The sequence below is a fragment of the Azospirillum endophyticum genome (genome assembly GCF_016595245.1).
Classification (GTDB): domain Bacteria; phylum Pseudomonadota; class Alphaproteobacteria; order Azospirillales; family Azospirillaceae; genus Azospirillum; species Azospirillum endophyticum.
Window position 1 is genome coordinate 21,576 of record NZ_JAENHM010000058.1, and the last position, 21,864, is coordinate 43,439.

Consider the following 21,864-nt stretch of genomic DNA (forward strand, 5'->3'; position numbering starts at 1 on the left):
GCCCCGTCGGCGGCGGAACGTCGGCGGGAGACCCATGTCCTGCGGAGACCATTCCGATGCACCGGATTGAGCTTTCGGACGTTCCGGCCGGCTGCGCGCTGTATCCGCATCTTCCGACGGCGGATTTCCACGATTCCTACCGATTCCCCGTGCCCGATCCACGGCTGTCGGCGCTGGAACTCCTGATCGAGGTGCTGGCCGCCAGCCCGCCCTGGATCGAGCGGATGATGTGGCTGAGGAACAAGGCGGTCCGGTTGCTCGGGCTGAAGGATCTCGGCGCGCTCGGCGCCATCGATCCCGCCAAACCGCCCGGTTCCTATCTGCCCGGCGACAGGATCGGCATCTTCACGCTGGTCGAAAGCCGGGAGGACGAGGTGGTCGTCTGCGACCGCGACAGGCATCTGGACGTCTGGCTGTCGGTGCGCAAGCTCCCATCCGACGCGAACGGCGACTGGGCGGCGGTCACCACGGTGGTCAGGACGAAGAATCGGCTCGGCAGGGCTTACATGCTGGTGGTCAAGCCGATGCACCGGATGATCGTCCCGGCCTCGCTGCGCAGCTACCTCGCCCGCAAGGGCGGGTGACATTCGTGGATAGAGAGTGTGACTTACGGACTCCAACCCGGATCGCACCCCCAAAAAAGCACCCCCAAAAAAAGCAGAGGTGCTGCCTGGGTTTGTCCAGTTCCCCCTCCTTACCCCAGCAGTTCCGCCAGGGACCGCGCCACCACCTGGGTCGCCTTGCGCAGGTCTTCCAGCACCAGCTTCTCGTCGGCGCGGTGGCCGTTCGCTTCCAGCAGGTCGCGCGGGCCGGCGCCATAGAGGATGGTCGGGATGCCGGCCTCCGAATAATGGCGGGCGTCGGTGTAGAGCGGGATGCCGGTCTGGCCGACGGGCACGCCCAGGACCTCCTGCGCCTGGCCGGCGAACAGCGCCGCCAGCCGCGGCGCGTCGCCGACCGAGCGGAAGGGGCGGGCCAGCAGGATGCGGCGGATGGTGACGCGGATGCCCTCACGGCCTGCGGCGGCCCCTTCGATCAAGGCGTGCAACTCGGCCTCGACCTCCGCCGGGTTCTCTTCCGGGATCATGCGGCGGTCGAGGCGCAAGGTGACGCGGTCGGGGACCACGTTGGTGTTGATGCCGCCTTGGATCAACCCGACGGTCAGCGACGGGCTGGTGATGCCGGCGACAGCGGAGCGGCGCTTCGCCAGTTCCGGCCGGTGGGCGTAGAGGGCCGCCAGGATGCCGGTCGCCGCCTCCAGCGCATCATGGCCGGTGTCGGGGCGGGCGGCATGGGCGGACTTGCCGTCGACCTGGACCTCCAGGTGCAGGCAGCCATTGTGCCCGGTCACCACCGAATAGGCGAAGCTGGCCGACACCGCGTAGTCCGGCTTGGAAATGCCCTGCTCCAGCAGCCATTTCGGCCCGATCTCGCCGCCGGCCTCCTCGTCGTAGGTCAGGTGCAGCTCGACCGTTCCCTTCAGCGGCGCCTGGGAGGCGATCAGCGCCTGAAGCGCGAAGGCGTAGGTGGCGAAATCGGATTTCGACACCGCGACGCCGCGGCCATACATCACGCCGTCGCGGATCTCCGCGCCATAGGGATCGCTCGACCAGCCTTCGCCGGGCGGCACCACGTCGCCATGGGCGTTCAGCGCCACGGTAGGCCCATCGCCGAAACGGTGGCGGATCACCAGATTGGTGGCGCTGACCATGCCGTTGGCCCGCACCAGCTCGGCCGGCACCGGATGACGCTCCACCGCGAAGCCCATCCCCTCCAGCAGTCCGGCGGCGCGGACGGCATGGGGGGCGCAGTCGCCGGGCGGGTTGTCGGACGGCACCTTCACCAGCTCCGCCAGGAAACGGACCTCCTCGTCGAAGCGGGCGTCCACCGCCTCATCCAGCGTGGTGGCCAGGGTGGCGGCGAGGGAAGGGGACAGGTCGGTCATGGCAGGCGGTCCGTCACGGGATGGTGGGCAGGCTGGAAAGTCTCGACGAAGCGGGCGAGCACGCGGACGCCGGCCTCGGCGTCGGCGGCGGTGATCCGTTCGGCCGGATTGTGCGAGATGCCGCGTTCGCAGCGCACGAACAGCATGGCGATGTCGGTCAGCGCCGCCACCGCCATGGCGTCGTGGCCGGCGCCGCTCGGCAGTTCCGGCGCGTCCAGCCCCTCGGCCGCCGCGGCGGCGGCGAACTGCGCCATCAGCGCCGGGTGGCAGGCGACGGCCGGGCTTTCGTGCAGGGTCTCGAAGCCGATGGCGACGCCGCGGGCATCGGCGATCGCCTCCAGCCGGGCACGGACGGCGCCGACCCGCTCCAGCCGCAACGGGTCGCGGTCGGCGCGCAGGTCGATGGTGAAGCGGACCTTGCCGGGGATGACGTTGGTGGCGCCGGGCGACGCCTCGATCCGGCCGACGGTGCCGACCAGCCTGTCCTGGCCGGAGCAGAGCTGTTCGACGGCCAGGATCATGTCGGCGGCTGCCGCCAGGGCGTCGCGGCGCAGGGTCATCGGCACGGTGCCGGCATGGCCGGCCATCCCTTCCACCGTCACCGCCAGCCGGGTGGCGCCGGCGATGGCGGTGACGACGCCGACGGGGCGGCCCAGCGCCTCCAGCACCGGCCCCTGTTCGATGTGCAGCTCGGCATAGGCCAGCACGTCCTCGGGCCGGTAGGCGGCGCCGGCCCAGGCGGTGGGGTCCAATCCGAACGCCGTCATGGCGTCGGCCAGCCGCGTGCCGGCGGCGTCGCGCGTCTCCAGCACGGCGGGATCGAAGGTGCCGGCGATGGCGCGGCTGCCGATCAGGGTCGACTGGAACCGCGTGCCCTCCTCGTCGCCGAAGCCGATCACCTCGACGGCGAAGGGCAGGCGCCGGCCGCGTCGCTTCAGGCCGTCGACCACGGCGATGCCGCTCAGCACCCCCAGCATGCCGTCATAGCGCCCGGCGTCGCGCACGGTGTCGAGGTGGGAACCGATCAGCAGCGCCGGCAGGCCCGGCCGGTCGCCGTCATAGCGGCCGATGATGTTGCCGACCGCATCCTCCCGCACGCTCATCCCCGCCTCGCGCATCCAGGCGGCGACGAGGTCGTTGGCGCGGCGGTGTTCCGGCGTCAGGTAGAGGCGCGACAGCCGCCCGTCCTCGGCGCTGATCGCCGCCAGCGCGTCGATGCGGTCGAGCAGGAGCGGCCCGGACAGCGGGGAGTCGGACTGCGGGGAATCGGACATCGGCGGTTCCGGAATGCACTGGGAAAACAGGACGACGGCACCGGTTATACGCCGAAGCCACCGCTCCGCCCTAGCCCCCGGCCGGTGAAGACAGTTTCAAAGAATCCCGGAAAGGAGCCCCGCCTCCGCCTTCCGGACATCCCGCAACGCAAAAAGACAAGGGGAGGATTGTTGGGAGTGCCGAATAATGCGTACCTCCCTCTGGAATCGTCTTGCAGACTTCGTAAATGAAGGTGAACGAAGACAAGGGAGTGACGGCAGGCATTTGCTGCGGGTGCGAAATAAACTGCTTAAGGGGAGGTGCGTCGATGACGTCGTTCGATTCCGACATGCCCTTCGAGAACGCGACGCCGATTGGCCGGCCAAGCGGCGGCCTGTGGTTCAACGACCGGACCGAACTGGTCCAGGCCCGCACGCTGGCGGGATGGATCACGCTCCTGGCGGAAGACCGCGAGCTGGACGACCGTCAACTGGCGGTGGCGACCGGGCTCGACCTGGAAGACGTGCGCGCGGTGCGGGAGGGGGCGGTGGCGATGCTGCCGCCCCGGCTGCTGAACCGCGCCCTGGCCCGGCTGGAGGGCCGGAACGACGAAGGGCGGCTGCAATAGCTTGCCGAGCCGCCCTTCCGGACTTTTGAACTCTGTGGCCGAACGCCGCGGCGCCGTGTCAGGCGACGGCCAGGACGTCCACATACATGTTGGCAGGGGCCGACAGGTGGATGCGGTACAGCATGCCGGACTGGTCGACGATGATGTCGGCGACCGGATTCTTGGTCGACAGGTCGGTCACCGCGGCGCGGACGTTGCGCGGCAGTTGGTCAAGGTCGACGTCGCGGTAGCCGCCCTTGTTGGAAAGCTTGATGGTCTTGTTGCCCATGATGGCAGATGCTCTGTTCCAGAAGGCTTGAGAGGGGATACTCGATCAGCCGCGGGACAATGGTCCCCGCCGGTTAACCAAGGGTTAAGCACCCTCTCAGGCAATCCGGACACCGGTGCAGGGCAGCAGCGCACCCGGTGCAGGGGGCCGGCGCCCCCCGCCCGAGCCTTTGCTCTAGCGCCGGTCGCGCCCGCCGGTGCCGGCCAGTGCGTCACCGCGGCGCAGGGTGTCGTCCTCCGGCAGCGGCTGCTTGCCCAGCACCATCGAGCTGTTGTCGAGCGCGGCCACCATGGCGTCCCGCGCCGGGGCGCCGGGACCGGTCACGCTGCCCTCGCCCTGCGGGGCTGCCGGTTCCACCCGCTCGCCGATGCCCACCGACGTCGTCCGGCCCGGCGCGGTCCGGTCGGCGACGCGCAGGTCGTTCTGCACATGGCCGACGCCCGACACGCCTTCGGCGATGTCCTCGGCCCGGCGGCGGGCGCCACGGTCGGCGACGGTCCCGGACAGCGTGACCTCTCCCCCTTCCACCGTCACGCCGATGTCCGAAGCGTCGATATGGTGGTCGTCGGTCAGGCGCTCGTTGATGTCCTCCAGGATGCGCTGGTCGGAGCGGCGGTAGTTGCGCGGGCCGACGCCGCGATAGCGGGGCTCCAGGCTCATCTTCACGAACTCCTCGCTCCAGGGATGGCGATGCATCGCGGCCTCCATTTTCCAGATTTCGGGTTCTTCGCCCTTCAACAAAAGTCGTGGCGTGCCCGTTCCGATGTTTCACCCGAAGGCCAGCCTTGCACGGTGAATGGCGGTAACCGTCCGGGAATGCCGCAACCTTGACCGTGCCCGGCTGTTCGGTCCGAAAGGCTTTCGGTCGAGGTGCGTGCCATGAATCAGTCTGAAACCGGAGTTGCCCTCCGGACGGCGGGCCCCGCCCTCTGGGCGATGGTCGTCCTGCTGGCGATCCTCGGGCTCGGGGCGCTGGGCGGCGGTCTGTGGCTGGTCCTGCTGGGCGGGTCCTGGTATTACGCCGTCGCCGGCCTGCTGTTCCTGGCGACCGCCCTGCTTCTGGCGAAACGGTCGCCGGCGGCGCTGTCGGTCTATGCCCTGCTGGTGATCGGCACGCTGATCTGGGCCTTGTGGGAGGTCGGGCTGGACTGGTGGCCGCTGTCGGCGCGCGGCGACGTGATCGCGGTGGTCGGCTTCCTGCTGCTGCTTCCCTGGATCACCCGCCGCCTGGGCGAGCGCGAGCCGGTCGCCGGCCATCGGGCGCCGGGGGTCTATCCCGTCGGCGCCTTCCGCGGTGCCGGCATCCCGCTGACCGCCTCGCTGGTCATCGTGCTGCTGGTCGCCGCCGCCTCCTGGTTCACCGACCCGCACCGGATCGACGGCGCGGCTCCAGCGCGCCCGCAGACCGCGTCGGCCGCGACTCCGGCTGGCGGTTCCGCTCCGTCGATCCCGGACGGCGAGTGGCAGGCCTATGGCCGCACCGGCTTCGGCCAGCGCTACTCGCCGCTGACCGGCATCACGCCGGAGAATGCCGACAGGCTCCAGGTCGCCTGGACCTACGAGACCGGCGACCTGCGCGGCCAGCCCGGCGACCCCAAGGAGACCACCTTCGAGGTGACGCCGCTGAAGATCGGCAACCGCCTGTTCCTCTGCTCGCCCCACCAGCATGTCATCGCGCTGGACGCGACCAGCGGCAAGGAGGTCTGGCGCCGCGACCTGCAGATCGACCCCAAGCAACTGGCGTTGCAGCACCTGACCTGCCGCGGCCTGTCCTACCACCCGGCGCAGCAGTCCGCCGCTCCTGCGGCCGGCGACGCCTGTGCCGCCAAGCTGTTCATGCCGACCGCCGACGGCCGTCTGGTCGCGCTGAACCCGGAGGACGGGTCGGCCTGCACCGGCTTCGGCGAGAACGGCCAGATCAACCTGTGGGCCAACATGCCGAATGTCCGGCCCGGCGCCTATTATTCGACATCCCCGCCGGTGGTGACGGCGAGCCTCGTCATCGTCGGCGGCACGGTGCTGGACAACGTCTCGACCAAGGAACAGTCGGGCGTCGTCCGCGCCTTCGACGTGAACGACGGCCATCTGGTGTGGAATTGGGATTCGGCCAGGCCGGACCAGACCGCGCCCATCTCCGGCGGCCAGACCTACACCGTCAATTCGCCCAACAGCTGGTCGATCGCCAGCGTGGACGAAGCGCTGGGCATGGTCTATCTGCCGCTGGGCAACCAGCCGCCCGACCAGTTCGGCGGCAACCGCAGCCCGGAGGTGGAGCGTTTCTCCTCCTCCGTCGTGGCGCTCGACCTGGCGACGGGCCAAGTGCGCTGGGTTTTCCAGACCGTGCATCACGACCTGTGGGACTATGACGTGCCGGCGCAGCCCAGCCTGGTCGACCTGACCGTCGACGGCCGGACCGTCCCGGCGCTGGTCCAGCCGACCAAGCAGGGCGAGCTGTTCGTGCTGGACCGCCGCACCGGCCAGCCGATGCTGCCGGTGACCGAAAAGCCGGCGCCGCAGGGGGCGGCCGAGGGCGACCACAGCGCCCCGACCCAGCCGGTTTCAGCCCTCTCCTACGACCCGCCGCCGCTGGGCGGAGCGGACATGTGGGGGGCGACGATGTTCGACCAGCTCGCCTGCCGCATCGCGCTGAAGCGCCTGCGCTATGACGGCCGTTTCACCCCGCCGTCGTTGCAGGGTTCGCTGGTCTATCCCGGCAATTTCGGCGTGTTCAACTGGGGCAGCGTCGCGGTCGACCCGCAGCGGCAGGTCGCCTTCACCACGCCCACCTATCTCGCCTTCGTGTCCCAGCTGGTGCCGCGCCGGAACGACACGGACCTCTATGTCCAGGGCGGGGAGCGGCCGCAGTTCAGCCTGCCGGCGTTGAACGAGAATTTCGGAGCCCCCTATGCGGTGAAGCTCGCCCCCTTCGTCTCCGTCCTGGGCCTCCCCTGCCAGGCGCCGCCCTGGGGCTATGTCGCCGCCGCCGACCTGACGACCGGCAAAATCGTCTGGAAGCACAAGAATGGCACCACCCGCGATGCCGCGCCGGTGCCGCTGCCCTTCCGCATGGGCGTGCCCAACCTGGGCGGCCCGGTCATGACCGCGGGCGGCGTCGCCTTCCTGTCCGGCACCATCGACGATTATGTGCGGGCTTACGACGTGTCCAACGGCCGGCAGCTGTGGGAAAGCCGGCTTCCGGCCGGCGGTCAGGCAACGCCGATGACCTACCAGGGAGAGGACGGCCGGCAATATGTTCTGGTGGTCGCCGGCGGGCACGGCTCGCTCGGGACCAAGGGGGGCGATTCGGTGATGGCCTACGCGCTGCCGAAGTGAGGGGGAGCGCGTCTTTACGGAGGCGTTAGACCCCCACCCTAACCCTCCCCCGCTGGGCGGGGGAGGGGATTGGTGCTGATGCGGGAAAGTGGCGGCAGTCCCTCCCCCGCCCAGCGGGGGAGGATAGGTGGGGGCATTCGCCAGCCAGCCCCTCCCCGACGAAAACTCCTCAGCGCGTCGGCACCGGCGGCGTCTGCGAGTAGTCGTAGAAGCCGCGTCCGTATTTCTTGCCGATCCAGCCGGCCTCGACATACTTCACCAGCAGCGGGCAGGGGCGGTACTTGCTGTCGGCCAGCCCCTCGTACAGCACCTGCATCACCGCCAGGCAGGTATCCAGCCCGATGAAGTCGGCCAGTTCCAGCGGACCCATCGGGTGGTTGGCGCCCAGCTTCAGCGCGGTGTCGATCGCCTCGACGCCGCCGACGCCCTCGTAGAGGGTGTAGACGGCTTCGTTGATCATCGGCAGCAGGATGCGGTTGACGATGAAGGCCGGGAAATCCTCGGCCACCGCGGCGGTCTTGCCGATGGCCAGCGTCAGTTCCTTGATGGCCTCGAAGGTCGGCTCGTCGGTCGCGATGCCGCGGATCAACTCGACCAGCTGCATCAGCGGCACCGGGTTCATGAAGTGCATGCCCATGAACTTGGCCGGACGGTCGGTCGCCGCAGCCAGACGGGTGATCGAGATCGACGAGGTGTTCGTCGCGATCAGCGCCTCCGGCTTCAGGTGCGGGACCAGCTTCTTCAGCAGGTCGCGCTTCAGCGCCTCGTTCTCGGTCGCGGCCTCGATCACCAGATCGGACTCGCCGAACGCCGACAGGTCGGTGCCGGTCGTGATCCGGCCAAGGGCGGCGGTCTTCGCCTGCTCCTCCAGCTTGCCCTTCTGGATTTGCCGGTCGTAGTTCCGACCGATGTTGGCGAGCGCCTTCTCCAGGGCCGCGTCACTGATGTCGGACAGGACGACATCATAGCCGGCCTGGGCGCAGACCTGGGCAATACCACTGCCCATCTGGCCGGCGCCGATGATGCCAATCTTCTTGATCGTGGTCATGGGGGCTGTCTCGCGCAGGATGTGGGTAAAATGGTCCGCCGCGGCTGGCACCGGTTCCGGCCGGCACCCGCCGCGGCGGTCCGGATCAGCGCGCCTTTTCCAGTTCGGCCGTCAGCTCCGGCACGGCCTTGAACAGGTCCGCGACGAGGCCGTAATCGGCGACCTGGAAGATGGGCGCTTCCTCATCCTTGTTGATCGCGACGATGACCTTGCTGTCCTTCATGCCGGCGAGGTGCTGGATCGCACCTGAGATGCCGACGGCGATGTACAGCTCCGGCGCCACGATCTTGCCGGTTTGCCCGACCTGGTAATCGTTCGGCACGAACCCCGCGTCCACGGCGGCGCGGCTGGCGCCCACCGCGGCGCCCAGCTTGTCTGCCAGCGCCTCCAGCAGCGGGAAATTCTCGCCCGACTGCATGCCGCGTCCGCCCGACACCACCACGCGGGCGGCGGTCAGTTCCGGACGCTCCGACTTGGTCAGCTCGGCCGAGACGAAGCTCGACAGCCCGGCCGCACCGGCGCCCGCGACCTGCTCGACCGATGCCGAACCACCTTCGGCGGCGGCGGTCTCGAAGGCGGTGGTGCGGACGGTGACGACCTTTACCGCGTCGGATGACTGCACGGTGGCGATGGCGTTGCCGGCATAGATCGGCCGCTCGAAGGTATCGGCCGACTGCACCGCGGTGATGTCGGAGATGGCGGCGACGTCCAGCAGCGCCGCGACGCGCGGCAGGAGGTTCTTGCCGACCGAGGTGGCGCCGGCCAGGACATGGCCGTAGCCACCGCCCTTGACGGTCGATACCACCAGCGGGGCGACGTCCTCCGGCAACTGGTGCTCGTAAGCGGCATCGTCGGCCAGCAGCACCTTGGCGACGCCCGCCACCTTGGAGGCGGCCTCGGCGGGGCCTTGAGCGCCCTTGCCGGCGACCAGGATGTGGATGTCGCCGCCGATTTTGGAAGCGGCGGTGACGGCGTTCAGCGTGGCGGGCTTCAGCGAGGCGCCGTCGTGGTCGGCGATGACGAGAATGTTGGCCATGGTCAGATCATCCCCTCAGATCACGCGCGCTTCGGTCTTGAGCTTGTCCACCAGCGTGGCGACGTCCGGCACCTTGATGCCGGCCTGGCGCTTCGGCGGCTCCGTCACCTTCAGCGTCTTCAGCCGCGGCCTCACGTCGACGCCGAGCGCATCGGGCGTGACGGTCTCCAGCGGCTTCTTCTTCGCCTTCATGATGTTGGGCAGGCTGGCATAGCGCGGCTCGTTGAGGCGCAGGTCGGCGGTGACCACCGCCGGCAGCTTGAGCTCCACCGTCTCCAGCCCGCCGTCGATCTCGCGGGTGACGGCGACCTTGCCGTCGCCGGCGACGAGTTTCGAGGCGAAGGTGCCCTGGCCCCAGCCGAGCAGGGCCGCCAGCATCTGGCCGGTCTGGTTGCAGTCGTCGTCGATCGCCTGCTTGCCGAGAATGACGAGGCCGGGGGCCTCCTTCTCGACCAGGGCCTTGAGGACCTTGGCGACGGCCAGCGGCTCGGTCGTCCCCTCGGCCTGCACCAGGATGGCGCGGTCGGCGCCCATGGCGAGCGCGGTGCGCAGGGTCTCCTGGGCCTGGGCCGGGCCGACCGAGACCACGACGATCTCGGTCGCCTTGCCGGCTTCCTTGAGGCGCACGGCTTCTTCGACGGCGATCTCGTCGAAGGGATTCATGCTCATCTTCACGTTGGCGGTCTCGACGCCGCTGCCATCCGCCTTGACGCGGATCTTCACGTTGTAGTCGACCACTCGCTTAACGGGGACGAGGACTTTCATAACTCACCCTGGCTGCTGAGCGCGCGCCTGTTACGGCGAACACCGCGAAAATTGCTGTGGTTGCGAACGGACCATAGGATCTGGCAATACCACTGTCAATGACGCGCCGGACGCGCGGACGGCGTCGCTTGCCGGCCTCTTCGCCGCGGTCCGCGTGGCCGTCGGCGGGCAGCCCGGCCGGCCGAGTCAGCGGTTGGCGCCGGGGACCCACAGCACGTCGTCCGCCCCGTTTCGGTTCACCACCCGGCTCAGCACGAACAGGTGATCCGACAGCCGGTTGACGTATTTCAGTGCCGCCGCGGTCACCGGCTCATGCCGGGCCAGATCGGTCATCAACCGTTCCGCCCGGCGCACCACGGTGCGGGACAGATGCAGATGCGCCGCGGCAGGCGAGCCGCCGGGCAGGATGAAGGAGGTCAGCGGCGCCAGATCGGCGTTCATCGCGTCGATCTCCGCCTCGAGCCGGTCGACCTGGGCCTGGACGATGCGCAGCGGCGGGTATTTCGGGGCCTCCTCCTCCGGCGTGCAGAGGTCGGCGCCCAGATCGAACAGGTCGTTCTGGATGCGCCCCAGCATCGCGTCGGCCTGCGGCCAGTCCCGCATATGCAGGCGCGCCATGCCGATGACGGCATTCGCCTCGTCCACCGTGCCGTAGGCGGCGACGCGGCGGTCGTGCTTGGGCACCCGGCTGCCGTCGCCGAGCGAGGTTTCGCCGGCGTCGCCGCCGCGCGTGTAGATCTTGGTCAGCTTCACCATGGGAACCGTCAGCCTCGGGTCAGGATGGCGAGAACGAACAGCAGCAGGGCCGCGCCCTGCAGCATCACCCGCAGCCGCATCGCCTTGTTGGAACGGCGCGGATCGCCCCGGCCGCCGCGGGCCATGAAGAAGAGGCCGACGAACAGCGAGCCGACGACCGCCAGCATCGCCATGACCATCAGGATGGGGAAAAGCTGTTGCATGGATCCACTATATCCCAGCGGCCGGCCTGCGCCTATGGCGACGCTCGCCCTATCTGTTCGGCTGCGGCGTATCCGTTGGAATTGCCGCTCCGGGTAATCCCCCGGTTGCCAAAGCCGTTGGACTGCATAGAGTGCGCGGCGGCGGAGCACCGTCGTCGCTGTCGGCGGCGGAACCGGCGGAAGATGCGGAGATCCAGGCGATGCTGCGGCGGACTTTCCTGAAGACGGCCCTGAAGGCGACCGCGGTCACCGCGGCCGGCACCGGCGTCGTCGCGGCGCTGGGGCGCAAGGCCGTCCAGGCCGCCCCCGGCATCGCCGTTCCGTCGGTGAGCTTCCCCGCCGATTTCCTATGGGGCGTCTCCACCTCCAGCTATCAGATCGAGGGCGCCGTCGCCGAGGATGGGCGCGGCCCCAGTGTCTGGGACACCTACAGCCACTCCTATGGGCGGATCGCCAACGGCGACACCGGCGACGTCGCCTGCGACCATTACCACCGCTATGCCGAGGACGTGGATCTGATGGCGCGGGCCGGGATGAAGGCCTACCGCTTCTCCATCGCTTGGCCGCGGGTGATGCCGCAGGGCAGCGGGGCGGTGAACGCCAAGGGGTTGGACTTCTACGACCGGCTGACCGATTCGCTGCTGGCGCGCGGCATCCAGCCCTGGCCCTGCCTGTTCCATTGGGATCTGCCGCAGGCCCTGCAGGACCGGGGCGGCTGGACCAACCGCGACATCGCCGGCTGGTTCACCGACTACGCCCTGGCGGTGACTGCGAAGCTGGGCGACCGGGCGAAGAACTGGGTGATGCTGAACGAGCCGTCGGTGGTCGCCATCTTCGGCCACGGCACCGGCGGGCATGCCCCGGGGCTGACCGGCCGCGAGACCTGCCTGAAGGCGATCCACCACCAGAACCTCGCCCAGGGAACCGCGCTGGCCGCCCTGCGCCAGGCGGGCGGCAGGAACTGGCAGCTCGGCACCGTGCTGTCGCTGCAGCCGTCCTGGCCGGTGGGCGGGCTCGACTCGAACTATCCGGCCTCGCTGATGTGGGATGCGGTGTGGAACCGCTCCTGCCTCGACCCGCTGTTCAAGGGCCGTTTCCCGGAGCTGCTGGAGGCGGAGTTCGCCCGCATCGCCAAGCCCGACGATCTGGCGCGCATCAAGCAGCCGGTCGATTTCCTCGGCGTCAACTATTACAGCCGCATGCACCAGCAGCCCGACCCGCAGGGGCTGTTCGGCACCGGCTACGGCTCGGCGCCCGAGGGCACGCGCAAGACCGGCATGGATTGGCCGGTGGAGCCGGACGGGCTGAGCGAGATCCTGGCGGAACTCCAGGAGAAATATGGCAACCCGCCGGTCTACGTGACGGAGAACGGCGCCGATTACCCCGACACCATCGGCCCGAGCGGCCGGGTGGAGGACCGCGACCGCATCGCCTATCTGCGCGACCATCTGCTGGCCGCCGCCAAATCGATCGACGAGGGCTGCAACCTCAAGGGCTACATGGCCTGGACGCTGCTCGACAATTTCGAATGGTCGGAGGGTTACCGCCGTCATTTCGGCTTGGTCCAGGTCGACCGCAAGACGCTGGCCCGCACCCCGAAGGCCAGCTACGACTGGTACGCCTCCGTCATCCGCGACAACGCCGTTCCACTGGCCTGATCAAGCGGATAAAGTGCGGCGATGCCGTCCCCACGCCCGCCCCAGCCGACCCGCTACGCCATCCAGAAGGCGCGCGGCAGGGGGTGGAAGACGCTGGAGGTCGGGGAGGAGCTGGCCCACGCCAAGGCGCGCTTCGACCGGATGGTCGGCATCAACCCGCGGGCCTATTTCCGGCTGATCCAGCTCGATTACAACGCCGACTCCGCCTATGAGGGGATGGAGTTCAACTGGACGCTGATCGAGCTGCACGATCCGACCAAGGGGGGGCCGACCAAGGGGGGGCCGACCAAGGGCGGGCCGACCAAGGGTGCGAGCGTCCGGTCGGTGCCGAAGCCCGTCTCGTCGACCCCCCGCAAGCCGACGGGCAGGCGCAAGGCCGGGGAACCCGTCGCCCTGCCGCTGCGCATCTATCTGGCGGTGATCCTGATCGGCACGTTGGTGGGCGCCCTGGCCTACCTGCATTTCGCCGGACGGTAGGGCGTCAGAGGCTAGGCTCTAAGGCTTAGAGGCTGTTATCGGCCGTCATCCCCGCGAAGGCGGGGATCCAGGCTCCCGGTCCAAGTGCTCGAAACGACTGGATTCCCGCTTTCGCGGGAATGACGGCCGAGGAAGGTCGGGGCGGGCTTCGATGCGAAGCGGTTCAAACCTCAAACGTCTCCCGGCAGGACTCGCAAAACCCCGCAAACTCTCACTCCGCCGTGTAGCCCTTGCGGCGCATGCAGAGCGCGAAGATCTCCTTGCGATAGCCGAACTGCGGCGTTTCCGGCAGCGGACGCAGGGGATAGCCGCGCAAGCGCATGGCGTTATCCACCTGCTCGGTGCATTCGTCATAGGCGACGGTTGGCACGTCCGGGCTGGCGGTCCACTCACGGTAGGTGGGCGCGCTGCTGCATCCCGACAGCAGGGCGAGCGCGGACAGGCAGGCCAGCGCCGGCAAGGCCGTCAGAAGCCGCGGGCATGCGGCGGTGGACCCGGTCATGGCTTGCGTCTCGCTCCTTTTTCGCCCCCGATTTGACGCTACCACGACCGGCCCTTCCCGATCCATTTTCGCACACCATTTCCGGGAGCGCGCCTTTTCGGCAACGCTGCGCGGCTGACAAAGCAGACGCCCAAAAATCGCCGCCGGAAATGCGACGCAATCTGGTAACACGATCCTGGTTTCCCGCGATTCGCGGGGGCCTTGGTCCCCGATTGGGGGGAGTGTCGTGGCTCTGAAGTCGGTCTGGCGTCACGGACGAAAGGAAGAGGGAATGTCTGGGATTTCGCGGCGGGTGCATGGTGGCGCCGCGGTGGCGGCGATCGCGCTGGTGGTGTCGGCACTGACCATGGCGACGCCCGGCTCCGCAAGGGCCGAGGCGTCGGTCGCCGACATCCAGTGGGCGCAGACCATCCTGAAGGACAAGGGCTACAACATCGGCGGCCGGGCCAAGGGCCAGATGACGCCCGAAACCCGCTCCGCGCTCAGCGCCTATCAGAAGTCGGCCGGACTGCCCGCCACCGGCAACCTGGACCAGGCCACCATCGCCAAGATGATGAGCGAGCGCGAGAGCAAGGCCGCGCCGACCATGGGCAGCCTGTCCAAGAGCCAGGTCGGCCAGACCCGCCACGACAAGGAGGTGGCGCCGCGCGCCGCCCCGACGGGCCGGGTCGAATCCGGCAACGAGAGCGTCGGCGGCATGGCGCAGTTCGGCGGCGCCCCGGTGTCGTCGTCCTCTTCGCCCTCATCCTCGTCTTCGGCCAGCCACAACGCGCCCGCCGCTTCTCCGGCCGCACGCCCGTCGGTACCTGCGCCGGCCTCCAATGCCGTGGCGTCCAATGCGGCGACCCAGGCCGCGCCGCGCCCGTCGGCCGGTGCATCGGCCGGTGCGTCCGAAGGCCCGGCCCCGCAGGCGGCTCCCCGCGGCGCGGTGTCGGCGACCACGCCCGACGGCAAGCCGGCCCCGGTCGAGGAGCCGGCAGCGGTCGGTGCCGCCCCGTCGCTCTGGCAGTCCAACGCCGCGCGCGCCGGTGTCGCCGGCCTGATCGCCGCGACGCTGGGCGGCATCGGTTTCGCCTGGTGGCGCAGCGGCCGCGGCGTCGACCCGCTCAGTCGGGTGCCGGCCGGCGACGACCGGCCGCGCGACACCCGCGTCGAGCCCAGCTTCGGCACCCCCCGCCGCCGCGAGGAACTGACCACCGGCCCGCGTCTGACGGCGGAAGCGCGGCGGCGCTGAGCGCGGTCCCCCTCCCTAACCCTCCCCCTCTTCGAGGGAGAGGGGACTGCCGCCGCATTGCAAATCATCCCCTCTCCTGCGAAGCGGGGAGGGAGGGACCCACGGCGGAGCCGTGGGAGGGAGGGGGCACCCTTCACGCTCCGGATCCTCACATCATCATCGGGCAGCCACCCCCGCCGCAGCCGCCGGGTCCGCAGGCAGGAACTGGGGCCGGCTGGGACTTGCCGACCCGCGGCGCCATGATCGCCTTTGCGACCTCGGTGCCGCCGCAGGACGGGCAGGGGATGCCGATGGCCTTCTTGGCATCGTAATCGGCCATGTTGTCGAACCAACGGTCGAAATCATGGCCGCAGGCGCAGTGCAGGGCGTAGACGATCATTGCGAAGCCTTGAAAAGCGGGAATCCGGCCGCTCTTCTAGCGAGGCGACCGGCCCCCTGCCAGGATCTGCATCAATTGGACCAGCCGTCAGCGTGACTCGGTCACCCCCACCCGCGCACACATCGACAGCAGCGGACAGGCCGAGCAGCGCGGACGTTCGCCGGTGCAGATCCATTTGCCGAAGGGCACCAGCCGCTCGTTGATCTCCACCCAATAGCGTTTCGGCAGCACCGCCAGCAGGGCCGCCATCGTCTTCTCCGGCGTACGCGCCGACACATAGCCCCAGCGGTTGGTGACGCGGTGGACATGGATATCGACCGCCAGCGCCGGAATGCCGAAGCCGACGGCCAGTGTCAGCGCCGCGATCTTCGGCCCTACCCCGTGGAAGCGCATCAGCCCGTCCGGTGTGTCCGGCACCTCGCCGTCCAGCTCCTCGACGATGCGGCGGGACAGCTCGCGGATGTCTCGCGCCTTCGGTTCCGGGAAGGTGGCGCCGTACAGCAGCGCGACCAGCCGCTCCTCCGGCAGGGCGGCCATGGCGGCCGGGGTGGATGCGACGGCGAACAGCCGTTCGGAGACCTCCAGCGACGTTTCGTCCCGCGTGCGGGCGGAAATCAGGCTGGCGACCAGCTGCTGGAAGGGCGCGGAATAGCCGCGGTCGCGCAGCTCGAACATCGCCGCCTTGGGGTAGGGGGCGACCGCGCTCCGCAGGAGGCGGAAGACCTCGTCGATGTCGAAGTCCTGGAGGGTCGCGGGCTGCACACTCACTGGGGGCCACCTCCGGGGAACAGGCTGCGACGACAGCCCATTCGGAAACCGGCGAGCCCCCTTGGTTGTTCCGCGTTAGAGCGCCTTGATCTGCATCTTGATCGGCCCGTCCGCCCGGCCATGGACGAACTGGTCGACATAGGCGTTGCCCGAATCGTCGATGTCGCGGGCATGGCCGGTCCAGATGATGCGGCCCTGGTAGATCATGGCGATGCGATCGGCGATCTTGCGGGCCGACGCCATGTCGTGGGTGATGGTGACCGCGGTGGCGCCGAGATCCTTCACGCACTGCACGATCAGCTCGTTGATGACGTCGGCCATGATCGGGTCGAGGCCGGTCGTCGGCTCGTCGAAGAAGATGATCTCCGGCTCGTCGGCGATGGCGCGGGCGAGGCCGACGCGCTTCTGCATGCCGCCGGACAGCTCCGAGGGCGACAGCTCGGCCACGTCGGGGGTGAGGCCGACGGCGCCCAGCTTGGCGACGGCGATCTCCTTGGCCTGGGCACGCGGCATATGGGCGCCCTGGATCAGGCCGAAGGCGACGTTCTCCCAGACCTTCAGGCTGTCGAACAGGGCGGCGCCCTGGAACAGCATGCCGAACTTGTGCAGCAGCTTCTCGCGCTCGCGCGAGCGCAGCCGGGTCGTCTCCTGCCCATCGACCTGGATCGAGCCGGAATCCGGAGTCAGCAGCCCGAGGATGCTTTTCAGCATCACCGACTTGCCGGTGCCCGAGCCGCCGATGACCACCAGCGACTCGCCCTTCGCCACCTCCAGGTCGATGCCGTTCAGCACCTTCTTCGGGCCGAAATGCTTGGTGACGTTCTTGAGCGCGATCTTGGGGGTGCTCATCGGATGGCGCTCACTTGGTCGAGAAGAAGAGGCCGGTGATCAGGTAGTTCCACACCAGGATCATGATGGAGGCCGACACCACCGCGTTGGTGGTCGCCGCCCCGACGCCCTGGGCGCCGCCCTTGGAGTGGTAGCCGTGGTAGCAGCCCATCAGCGCGATCAGGAAGCCGAAGATCGCCGCCTTCACCAGGCCGGAGATCACGTCGACCGGCTGGAGGAATTCCCAGGTGCGGTTGATGTAGCTGGCGGCGTTGAAGTCCAGCCGGTAGACGCCGACCAGGAAGCCGCCGAACACGCCGATGATGTCGGCGACGATGACCAGCAGCGGCACCATGGTCAGTCCGGCGATCAGCCGCGGCGCCACCAGATACTTGTGCGGGTTGGTCGACAGGGTGGACAGCGCGTCGATCTGCTCGGTCACCCGCATGGTGCCGATCTCCGCCGCCATGGCGGCGCCGATGCGGCCCGCCACCATCAGCCCGGCCAGCACCGGACCCAGCTCGCGGGTGATCGACAGCACGACGACGGTGGCGATGGCGCCTTCGGCCTGGAAGCGGGAGAAGCCGCTGTAGCTCTGCAACGCCAGCACCATGCCGGTGAACAGCGCGGTCAGCCCGACCACCGGCAGCGAGTAATAGCCGATGTCGATCATCTGCCGCAGGATCTGCCGCGGATAGAGCGGCGGCCGCACGCAGTGCGACAGGGCGGACCCGGTGAACAGGGCAAGGCGTCCGGTCGCTTCCAGGAAGATCAGGAAGGCCCGGCCGGTAGCGGCGAGGAAACCCATCAGTCGGCCCGCATCCTTGGTGTGAATCTCATTTGGGCGATGCGGTCATAGCACCGATGAGCGCCGCGGTCATCCTTGGACTTCGCATTGGTAGGAAGCTGCGCAGATCGGTTGGCCGGTCCAACGGATCTGCGATCTTCAAGCTTTGAGGGCATGCCCGAGGCGAGGCCTGAGCTGGAAGAGAATCCAAAATTTACGGTTGATTTTTTCTTATGAAAGAATATTTTTGAATGAAAAATGAATCGGGTGATTGTGCAATGAGCATTCCTGGATTCGACGCCCGCAGCTATTTGGCGGCAAACCAAGATTTGTTGCGTATTGGCATGACGCCTGCGCAGGCCGAATCGCATTACACGACTTTAGGAATTCGAGAAGGCCGCATAACGACCTTCGATGGTGCGGCCTATTTGGCATCCTATAGCGATTTGCGACACGCGTTCGGCCAGGATTCCAATGCGGCCTTGCAGCATTACATCGATTACGGATGGCGTGAGGGGCGGACGATCACATTCGATTCAAAAGAATATCTGGCATCTAACCTTGATCTCTTAAACGCGAATATCACGGAAGGCGATGCAGCGCAGCATTATATTAAATTTGGTATCAGTGAAGGAAGAAGCATAAACTCTTTCGATGCAGAAAAATATCTATCAGCTAATGCGGATATAAAAAAGGCATTTGGCAATGCGTCCCAAGCGCTTCAGCACTACATTGCTTTCGGTTGGAAAGAAAACCGGCCTCTTGAGCCATCCGTAAATGTTCCGCCGACAACGGTGGTTTCGCCTCCAACTGTGGTTTCTCCGCCGGTGACTCCATTCATCGAATTGCATGGACACGCTGGGGGGTCCGCAAGCTCTCAAGGATGGTCTGCATCCAGCTTTCCATTGCAAAAGGGCCAGAGCTACCAAGCCGATGTCGTGATCACCGGTCGTGGCCCAAGTCGGCCATTCAATCCACTTCTGCAAGTCGGCTATTGGCATCAGACTGGCCCGACCACCGGGTATCTTGAGACATTGGCGTCCGATGACGACAGTGGTGGTGCGTTGCAGCCGAAGCTTATCTTTACGGCGCCGGCCACAGGGATGTTCATGTTCCAAGTCACCTCTTCCGATGGTTCGGAAGGCGTGTATACAATGACGGTCAATTCAATCTGAAAGTTGCGCGTATTCACTGTCAGGATTCTGGTTCCTGTAGAGCGGTCGCTGTTACCAGACATAAGATCGGAGCTTCGTGCGACTGATATGGAAACGCACGAGGCCTTTGTTCATTCACTCTGATAGACCCGATGATAGCGCCGGCCGAGCGAGGTCAGGATCTCGTAGCCGATGGTGCCGCCCTCCGCCGCCACCCGGTCGACCGGGCGGCTGGGGCCGATCAGTTCGACCACGCGGCCGGCATGCGCCGCCGACTCCGGCAGGCTGGTGACGTCGATGGTGATCAGGTCCATCGAAATGCGGCCGACGATGGGGGCGGCGACGCCGTCGACGAAGACGTGGCCCCTGCCGCCCAGCGCGCGCAGGTAGCCGTCGGCATAGCCGACGCCGATGGTGGCGATCCGCGCCGGGCCGGTGACCTTGTGGGCGGCGCCGTAGCCGACCGTCATCGGAACCGCGCAGTTGCGCACCTGCAAGAGTCGCGCATCGAGCCGGATGGTGTCCCGCATCGGGTTGGACAGGTGCGGCGTTGGGTTGACGCCGTAGAGGGCGCAGCCCGGCCGGGCAAGGTCGAAATGATGGTCCTTGCCGTGGAAGATGCCGGACGAATTGGCGAAGCTGGCCTTCGCCTTGGGCAGCCGGGCCAGCGCCGCGCGGAACCGCTCCAGCTGCTCCCCGGTCATCGGGTTGTCGAACTCGTCGGCGCAGGCGAGGTGTGTCATCCAGTAGCGGACGTCGATGCCTTCCAGCCACTCCAGATGGCCGGCGAGCGCATCCAGCTCGTCGGGGCCGAGGCCCAGCCGGTTCATGCCGGTGTCGATGTGGATCACCGCCGGCAGAACCTCGCCGCGCGCCGCGGCGAAGGCCCGCCACGCCGCGATCTCGCCCAGATGGTTCAGCACCGGCAGAATGCGGTTGGCGGGGAAGTCCGCCTCATGGCCCGGCGGCAGCCCGCCCAGCGAGAAGACCTGCACCTCCGCTTGGGCGTCGGGAGCGACCGGCTCCAGCGCCCGGCGGACGGCCAGCGCCTCCTCGAACTGGGCGACGACGAAGGTCCGGCAGCCGGCGGCGGCCAGGGCCGGCACGACGCGCGCCACCCCCAGCCCATAGGCGTCGGCCTTGACCACCGCAGAGCACTCCGCCGGCGCCACCCGGTCGCGCAGCTGCGTCCAGTTGGCAACGACGGCGCCCAGATCCACGGTCAGGATGGCGCAGGCGCTCAGGCTCGGGTCGGTCGTCACTCTGGTCACTCGTCGGTCTGGTGGTGCTGGTCGAGATCGCCGAACTTGGTGAACTGGCCGTCGAAGTAGAGGCGGACGGTGCCGATCGGACCGTGACGCTGCTTGGCGATGATCACCTCGGCGGTGTTGTGCACCTCGCCCAGGCGCTGCTGCCAGCGCTGGTAGCGGTCGTTGAACTTGTCGTCGCTCTCGTCGGGCCGGCGCGAAGGCTCGGCGCGCTCAAGATAATACTGTTCGCGGAAAACGAACATCACCACGTCGGCGTCCTGCTCGATCGAGCCCGATTCGCGCAGGTCGGCCAGCTGCGGGCGCTTGTCCTCGCGCAGTTCCACCGCGCGGCTCAGCTGCGACAGCGCCACCACTGGCACGTCCAGCTCCTTGGCGATGGCCTTCAGGCCGCGGGTGATCTCCGAGATTTCCTGCACCCGGTTCTCCGCCCCGCGCGACGACGAGCCGCGCAGAAGCTGGAGGTAATCGACCACCACCATGCTGAGGCCCGAGGTCCGCTTCAGCCGGCGGCAGCGCGTGCGCACCGCGGCGACCGACAGGGCCGGCGTGTCGTCGACGTAGAAGGGGCAGCGTGCCAGATCCTGGCTGGCCTGGACGAATTTCGGGAAGTCGGTGTCGCGGATCTCGCCGCGGCGGATCTTGTCGCCGGGCACCTGCACCTCGTCGGCGAGGATACGGGTGGCGAGCTGTTCCGCCGACATTTCCAGCGAGAAGAAGCCGACGACGCCGCCCTCCTGGCCGGAGGAGCGCATGTGCGCCTTGGCGGCGTTGAAGGCGATGTTGGTGGCCAGCGCCGTCTTGCCCATCGACGGGCGGCCGGCGAGGATGATCAGGTCCGACGGGTGCAGGCCGCCCAGCTTGCGGTCGATGTCGATCAGGCCGGTGGTGACGCCGGTGACGTGGCTGGACCGGCGGAAGGCCGCCTCCGCCGTCGTGATGGCGTGCTTGACCGACTCGCCGAAGGCCACGAAGCCGCCCTGCACGTCGCCGGTCGAGGCGAGGTCGAACAGCTGCTTCTCCGCCTCGCCGATCTGGTCGAGCGCGGTGATGTCGAGGTCGTGGCGGTACGCCTCGTTCACCATGTCGGTGCCGACCTCGATCAGCTGCCGGCGGATGAACAGGTCGTGGATGGTCTTGCCGTAGTCGCCGGCATTGACCACCGTCACCACGTTGGCGGCCAGTTCGGCCAGATAGGCGCTGCCGCCCTCCACCGCCAGTTCGGGATCGTTGTCGAACAGCGCCTTCAGCGTGACCGGGTTGGCGATCTGGCCGCGGTCGACCATCTTGGTGATGGCGGCGAAGATGCGCTGGTGGGCCGGGTCGTAGAAATGCTCCGGCCGCAGGAACTCGCCGACCTTCTCATAGGCCTTGTTGTTGACCAGGATCGCGCCCAGCAGCGCCTGCTCCGCCTCCTCGTTGTTGGGGGGCGTTCGGTACTCGGCCGTCGGCTTGACCGCGGCGGAGGGGCGGAGATCGAACAGCGAGGAGGTCTGGTTGCTCATGGGGGACACAATAGCAAAAACATAACGGGAACGCTCGGCGAAGGGTGGGGGACCCTCCACAAAAGCTG

The 21,864-nt window shown here is 68.0% G+C and carries 23 protein-coding genes; 7 read left to right on the forward strand and 16 right to left on the reverse strand.

Annotated elements, in window-relative coordinates; translation table 11 throughout:
- The first annotated feature begins 56 nt into the window (after positions 1-56).
- Positions 57-584, forward strand: a complete 528-nt coding sequence (locus JHL17_RS18585; protein WP_200195297.1) for a DUF2867 domain-containing protein — start codon at positions 57-59, stop codon at positions 582-584.
- A gap of 110 nt (positions 585-694) precedes the next feature.
- On the opposite strand, the gene JHL17_RS18590 is transcribed toward JHL17_RS18585, so the two are convergent.
- Both JHL17_RS18590 and JHL17_RS18595 read right to left on the reverse strand, forming a co-directional pair.
- On the reverse strand, positions 695-1,945 hold the full coding sequence (locus tag JHL17_RS18590) for a M20/M25/M40 family metallo-hydrolase (RefSeq protein ID WP_200195299.1): 1,251 nt from the start codon (positions 1,943-1,945) through the stop codon (positions 695-697).
- Entirely contained in the window at positions 1,942-3,219 is a 1,278-nt protein-coding gene (locus tag JHL17_RS18595; protein WP_200195301.1) for an allantoate amidohydrolase, read from the reverse strand. Before JHL17_RS18595 ends, JHL17_RS18590 begins: the two co-directional genes overlap by 4 nt.
- 308 nt (positions 3,220-3,527) lie before the next feature.
- Here JHL17_RS18595 and JHL17_RS18600 point away from each other — a divergent pair, with 308 nt between their 5' ends.
- Positions 3,528-3,827 carry a hypothetical protein gene (locus JHL17_RS18600; protein WP_200195302.1) on the forward strand — a complete coding sequence of 100 codons (300 nt, stop codon included), beginning with the start codon at positions 3,528-3,530 and terminating at the stop codon, positions 3,825-3,827.
- A gap of 58 nt (positions 3,828-3,885) precedes the next feature.
- Here the strand turns inward: JHL17_RS18600 and JHL17_RS18605 are convergent, their stop codons facing one another.
- Together JHL17_RS18605 and JHL17_RS18610 are read right to left on the reverse strand one after the other, a co-directional pair.
- Positions 3,886-4,095: a hypothetical protein gene (locus tag JHL17_RS18605; protein ID WP_200195303.1), complete on the reverse strand. Its 210-nt coding sequence runs from the start codon at positions 4,093-4,095 to the stop codon at positions 3,886-3,888.
- Positions 4,096-4,269: 174 nt separating this feature from the next.
- On the reverse strand, positions 4,270-4,791 hold the full coding sequence (locus JHL17_RS18610; protein ID WP_247893651.1) for a BON domain-containing protein: 522 nt from the start codon (positions 4,789-4,791) through the stop codon (positions 4,270-4,272).
- 183 nt (positions 4,792-4,974) lie between these two features.
- Here JHL17_RS18610 and JHL17_RS18615 point away from each other — a divergent pair, with 183 nt between their 5' ends.
- Positions 4,975-7,428, forward strand: a complete 2,454-nt coding sequence (locus JHL17_RS18615) for a membrane-bound PQQ-dependent dehydrogenase, glucose/quinate/shikimate family (protein WP_282189332.1) — start codon at positions 4,975-4,977, stop codon at positions 7,426-7,428.
- A 169-nt stretch (positions 7,429-7,597) separates the two neighbouring features.
- Here JHL17_RS18615 and JHL17_RS18620 read toward each other — a convergent pair whose 3' ends face one another.
- From JHL17_RS18620 to JHL17_RS18640, 5 genes are all read right to left on the reverse strand, one after another.
- A complete protein-coding gene (locus tag JHL17_RS18620) occupies positions 7,598-8,476 on the reverse strand; it encodes a 3-hydroxybutyryl-CoA dehydrogenase (RefSeq protein WP_200195307.1) in 879 nt (292 codons plus the stop codon).
- Between the two features lie 85 nt (positions 8,477-8,561).
- On the reverse strand, positions 8,562-9,512 hold the full coding sequence (locus JHL17_RS18625) for an electron transfer flavoprotein subunit alpha/FixB family protein (RefSeq protein WP_200195309.1): 951 nt from the start codon (positions 9,510-9,512) through the stop codon (positions 8,562-8,564).
- Positions 9,513-9,527: 15 nt separating this feature from the next.
- A complete protein-coding gene (locus JHL17_RS18630; RefSeq protein ID WP_200195311.1) occupies positions 9,528-10,277 on the reverse strand; it encodes an electron transfer flavoprotein subunit beta/FixA family protein in 750 nt (249 codons plus the stop codon).
- Between the two features lie 186 nt (positions 10,278-10,463).
- Complete coding sequence (locus JHL17_RS18635) at positions 10,464-11,033, reverse strand: cob(I)yrinic acid a,c-diamide adenosyltransferase (RefSeq protein WP_200195313.1); 570 nt, start codon at positions 11,031-11,033, stop codon at positions 10,464-10,466.
- Between the two features lie 8 nt (positions 11,034-11,041).
- Positions 11,042-11,236, reverse strand: coding sequence for a twin transmembrane helix small protein (locus JHL17_RS18640; protein WP_200195315.1), 195 nt, complete (start codon positions 11,234-11,236; stop codon positions 11,042-11,044).
- 200 nt (positions 11,237-11,436) lie between these two features.
- On the opposite strand from JHL17_RS18640, the gene JHL17_RS18645 reads away from it, so the two are divergent.
- Positions 11,437-12,894, forward strand: a complete 1,458-nt coding sequence (locus tag JHL17_RS18645) for a GH1 family beta-glucosidase (protein ID WP_200195910.1) — start codon at positions 11,437-11,439, stop codon at positions 12,892-12,894.
- Positions 12,895-12,915: 21 nt separating this feature from the next.
- On the forward strand, positions 12,916-13,371 hold the full coding sequence (locus JHL17_RS18650; RefSeq protein WP_200195317.1) for a hypothetical protein: 456 nt from the start codon (positions 12,916-12,918) through the stop codon (positions 13,369-13,371).
- A 211-nt stretch (positions 13,372-13,582) separates the two neighbouring features.
- On the opposite strand, the gene JHL17_RS18655 is transcribed toward JHL17_RS18650, so the two are convergent.
- Positions 13,583-13,873: a hypothetical protein gene (locus tag JHL17_RS18655; protein ID WP_200195318.1), complete on the reverse strand. Its 291-nt coding sequence runs from the start codon at positions 13,871-13,873 to the stop codon at positions 13,583-13,585.
- A gap of 271 nt (positions 13,874-14,144) precedes the next feature.
- On the opposite strand from JHL17_RS18655, the gene JHL17_RS18660 reads away from it, so the two are divergent.
- Positions 14,145-15,107 (forward strand): peptidoglycan-binding domain-containing protein, encoded by a 963-nt coding sequence (locus tag JHL17_RS18660; RefSeq protein ID WP_200195319.1) that lies wholly within the window; start codon positions 14,145-14,147, stop codon positions 15,105-15,107.
- Between the two features lie 148 nt (positions 15,108-15,255).
- On the opposite strand, the gene JHL17_RS18665 is transcribed toward JHL17_RS18660, so the two are convergent.
- The 4 genes from JHL17_RS18665 to JHL17_RS18680 all read right to left on the reverse strand — a co-directional run bounded on the left by JHL17_RS18665 (position 15,256) and on the right by JHL17_RS18680 (position 17,890).
- Positions 15,256-15,486 (reverse strand): DUF1178 family protein, encoded by a 231-nt coding sequence (locus tag JHL17_RS18665; RefSeq protein WP_200195321.1) that lies wholly within the window; start codon positions 15,484-15,486, stop codon positions 15,256-15,258.
- Positions 15,487-15,573: 87 nt separating this feature from the next.
- Positions 15,574-16,254 carry an endonuclease III domain-containing protein gene (locus JHL17_RS18670; RefSeq protein WP_345773839.1) on the reverse strand — a complete coding sequence of 227 codons (681 nt, stop codon included), beginning with the start codon at positions 16,252-16,254 and terminating at the stop codon, positions 15,574-15,576.
- A 75-nt stretch (positions 16,255-16,329) separates the two neighbouring features.
- Positions 16,330-17,103 carry an ABC transporter ATP-binding protein gene (locus JHL17_RS18675; RefSeq protein ID WP_200195323.1) on the reverse strand — a complete coding sequence of 258 codons (774 nt, stop codon included), beginning with the start codon at positions 17,101-17,103 and terminating at the stop codon, positions 16,330-16,332.
- 10 nt (positions 17,104-17,113) lie between these two features.
- Entirely contained in the window at positions 17,114-17,890 is a 777-nt protein-coding gene (locus JHL17_RS18680; RefSeq protein ID WP_149231975.1) for an MlaE family ABC transporter permease, read from the reverse strand.
- A gap of 230 nt (positions 17,891-18,120) precedes the next feature.
- On the opposite strand from JHL17_RS18680, the gene JHL17_RS18685 reads away from it, so the two are divergent.
- Entirely contained in the window at positions 18,121-19,044 is a 924-nt protein-coding gene (locus tag JHL17_RS18685; RefSeq protein WP_200195325.1) for a hypothetical protein, read from the forward strand.
- 110 nt (positions 19,045-19,154) lie between these two features.
- Here the strand turns inward: JHL17_RS18685 and alr are convergent, their stop codons facing one another.
- Together alr and JHL17_RS18695 are read right to left on the reverse strand one after the other, a co-directional pair.
- Positions 19,155-20,294, reverse strand: a complete 1,140-nt coding sequence (gene alr, locus JHL17_RS18690) for an alanine racemase (RefSeq protein ID WP_425599634.1) — start codon at positions 20,292-20,294, stop codon at positions 19,155-19,157.
- A complete protein-coding gene (locus JHL17_RS18695; protein WP_200195328.1) occupies positions 20,291-21,796 on the reverse strand; it encodes a replicative DNA helicase in 1,506 nt (501 codons plus the stop codon). Before JHL17_RS18695 ends, alr begins: the two co-directional genes overlap by 4 nt.
- Positions 21,797-21,864 lie beyond the last annotated feature (68 nt).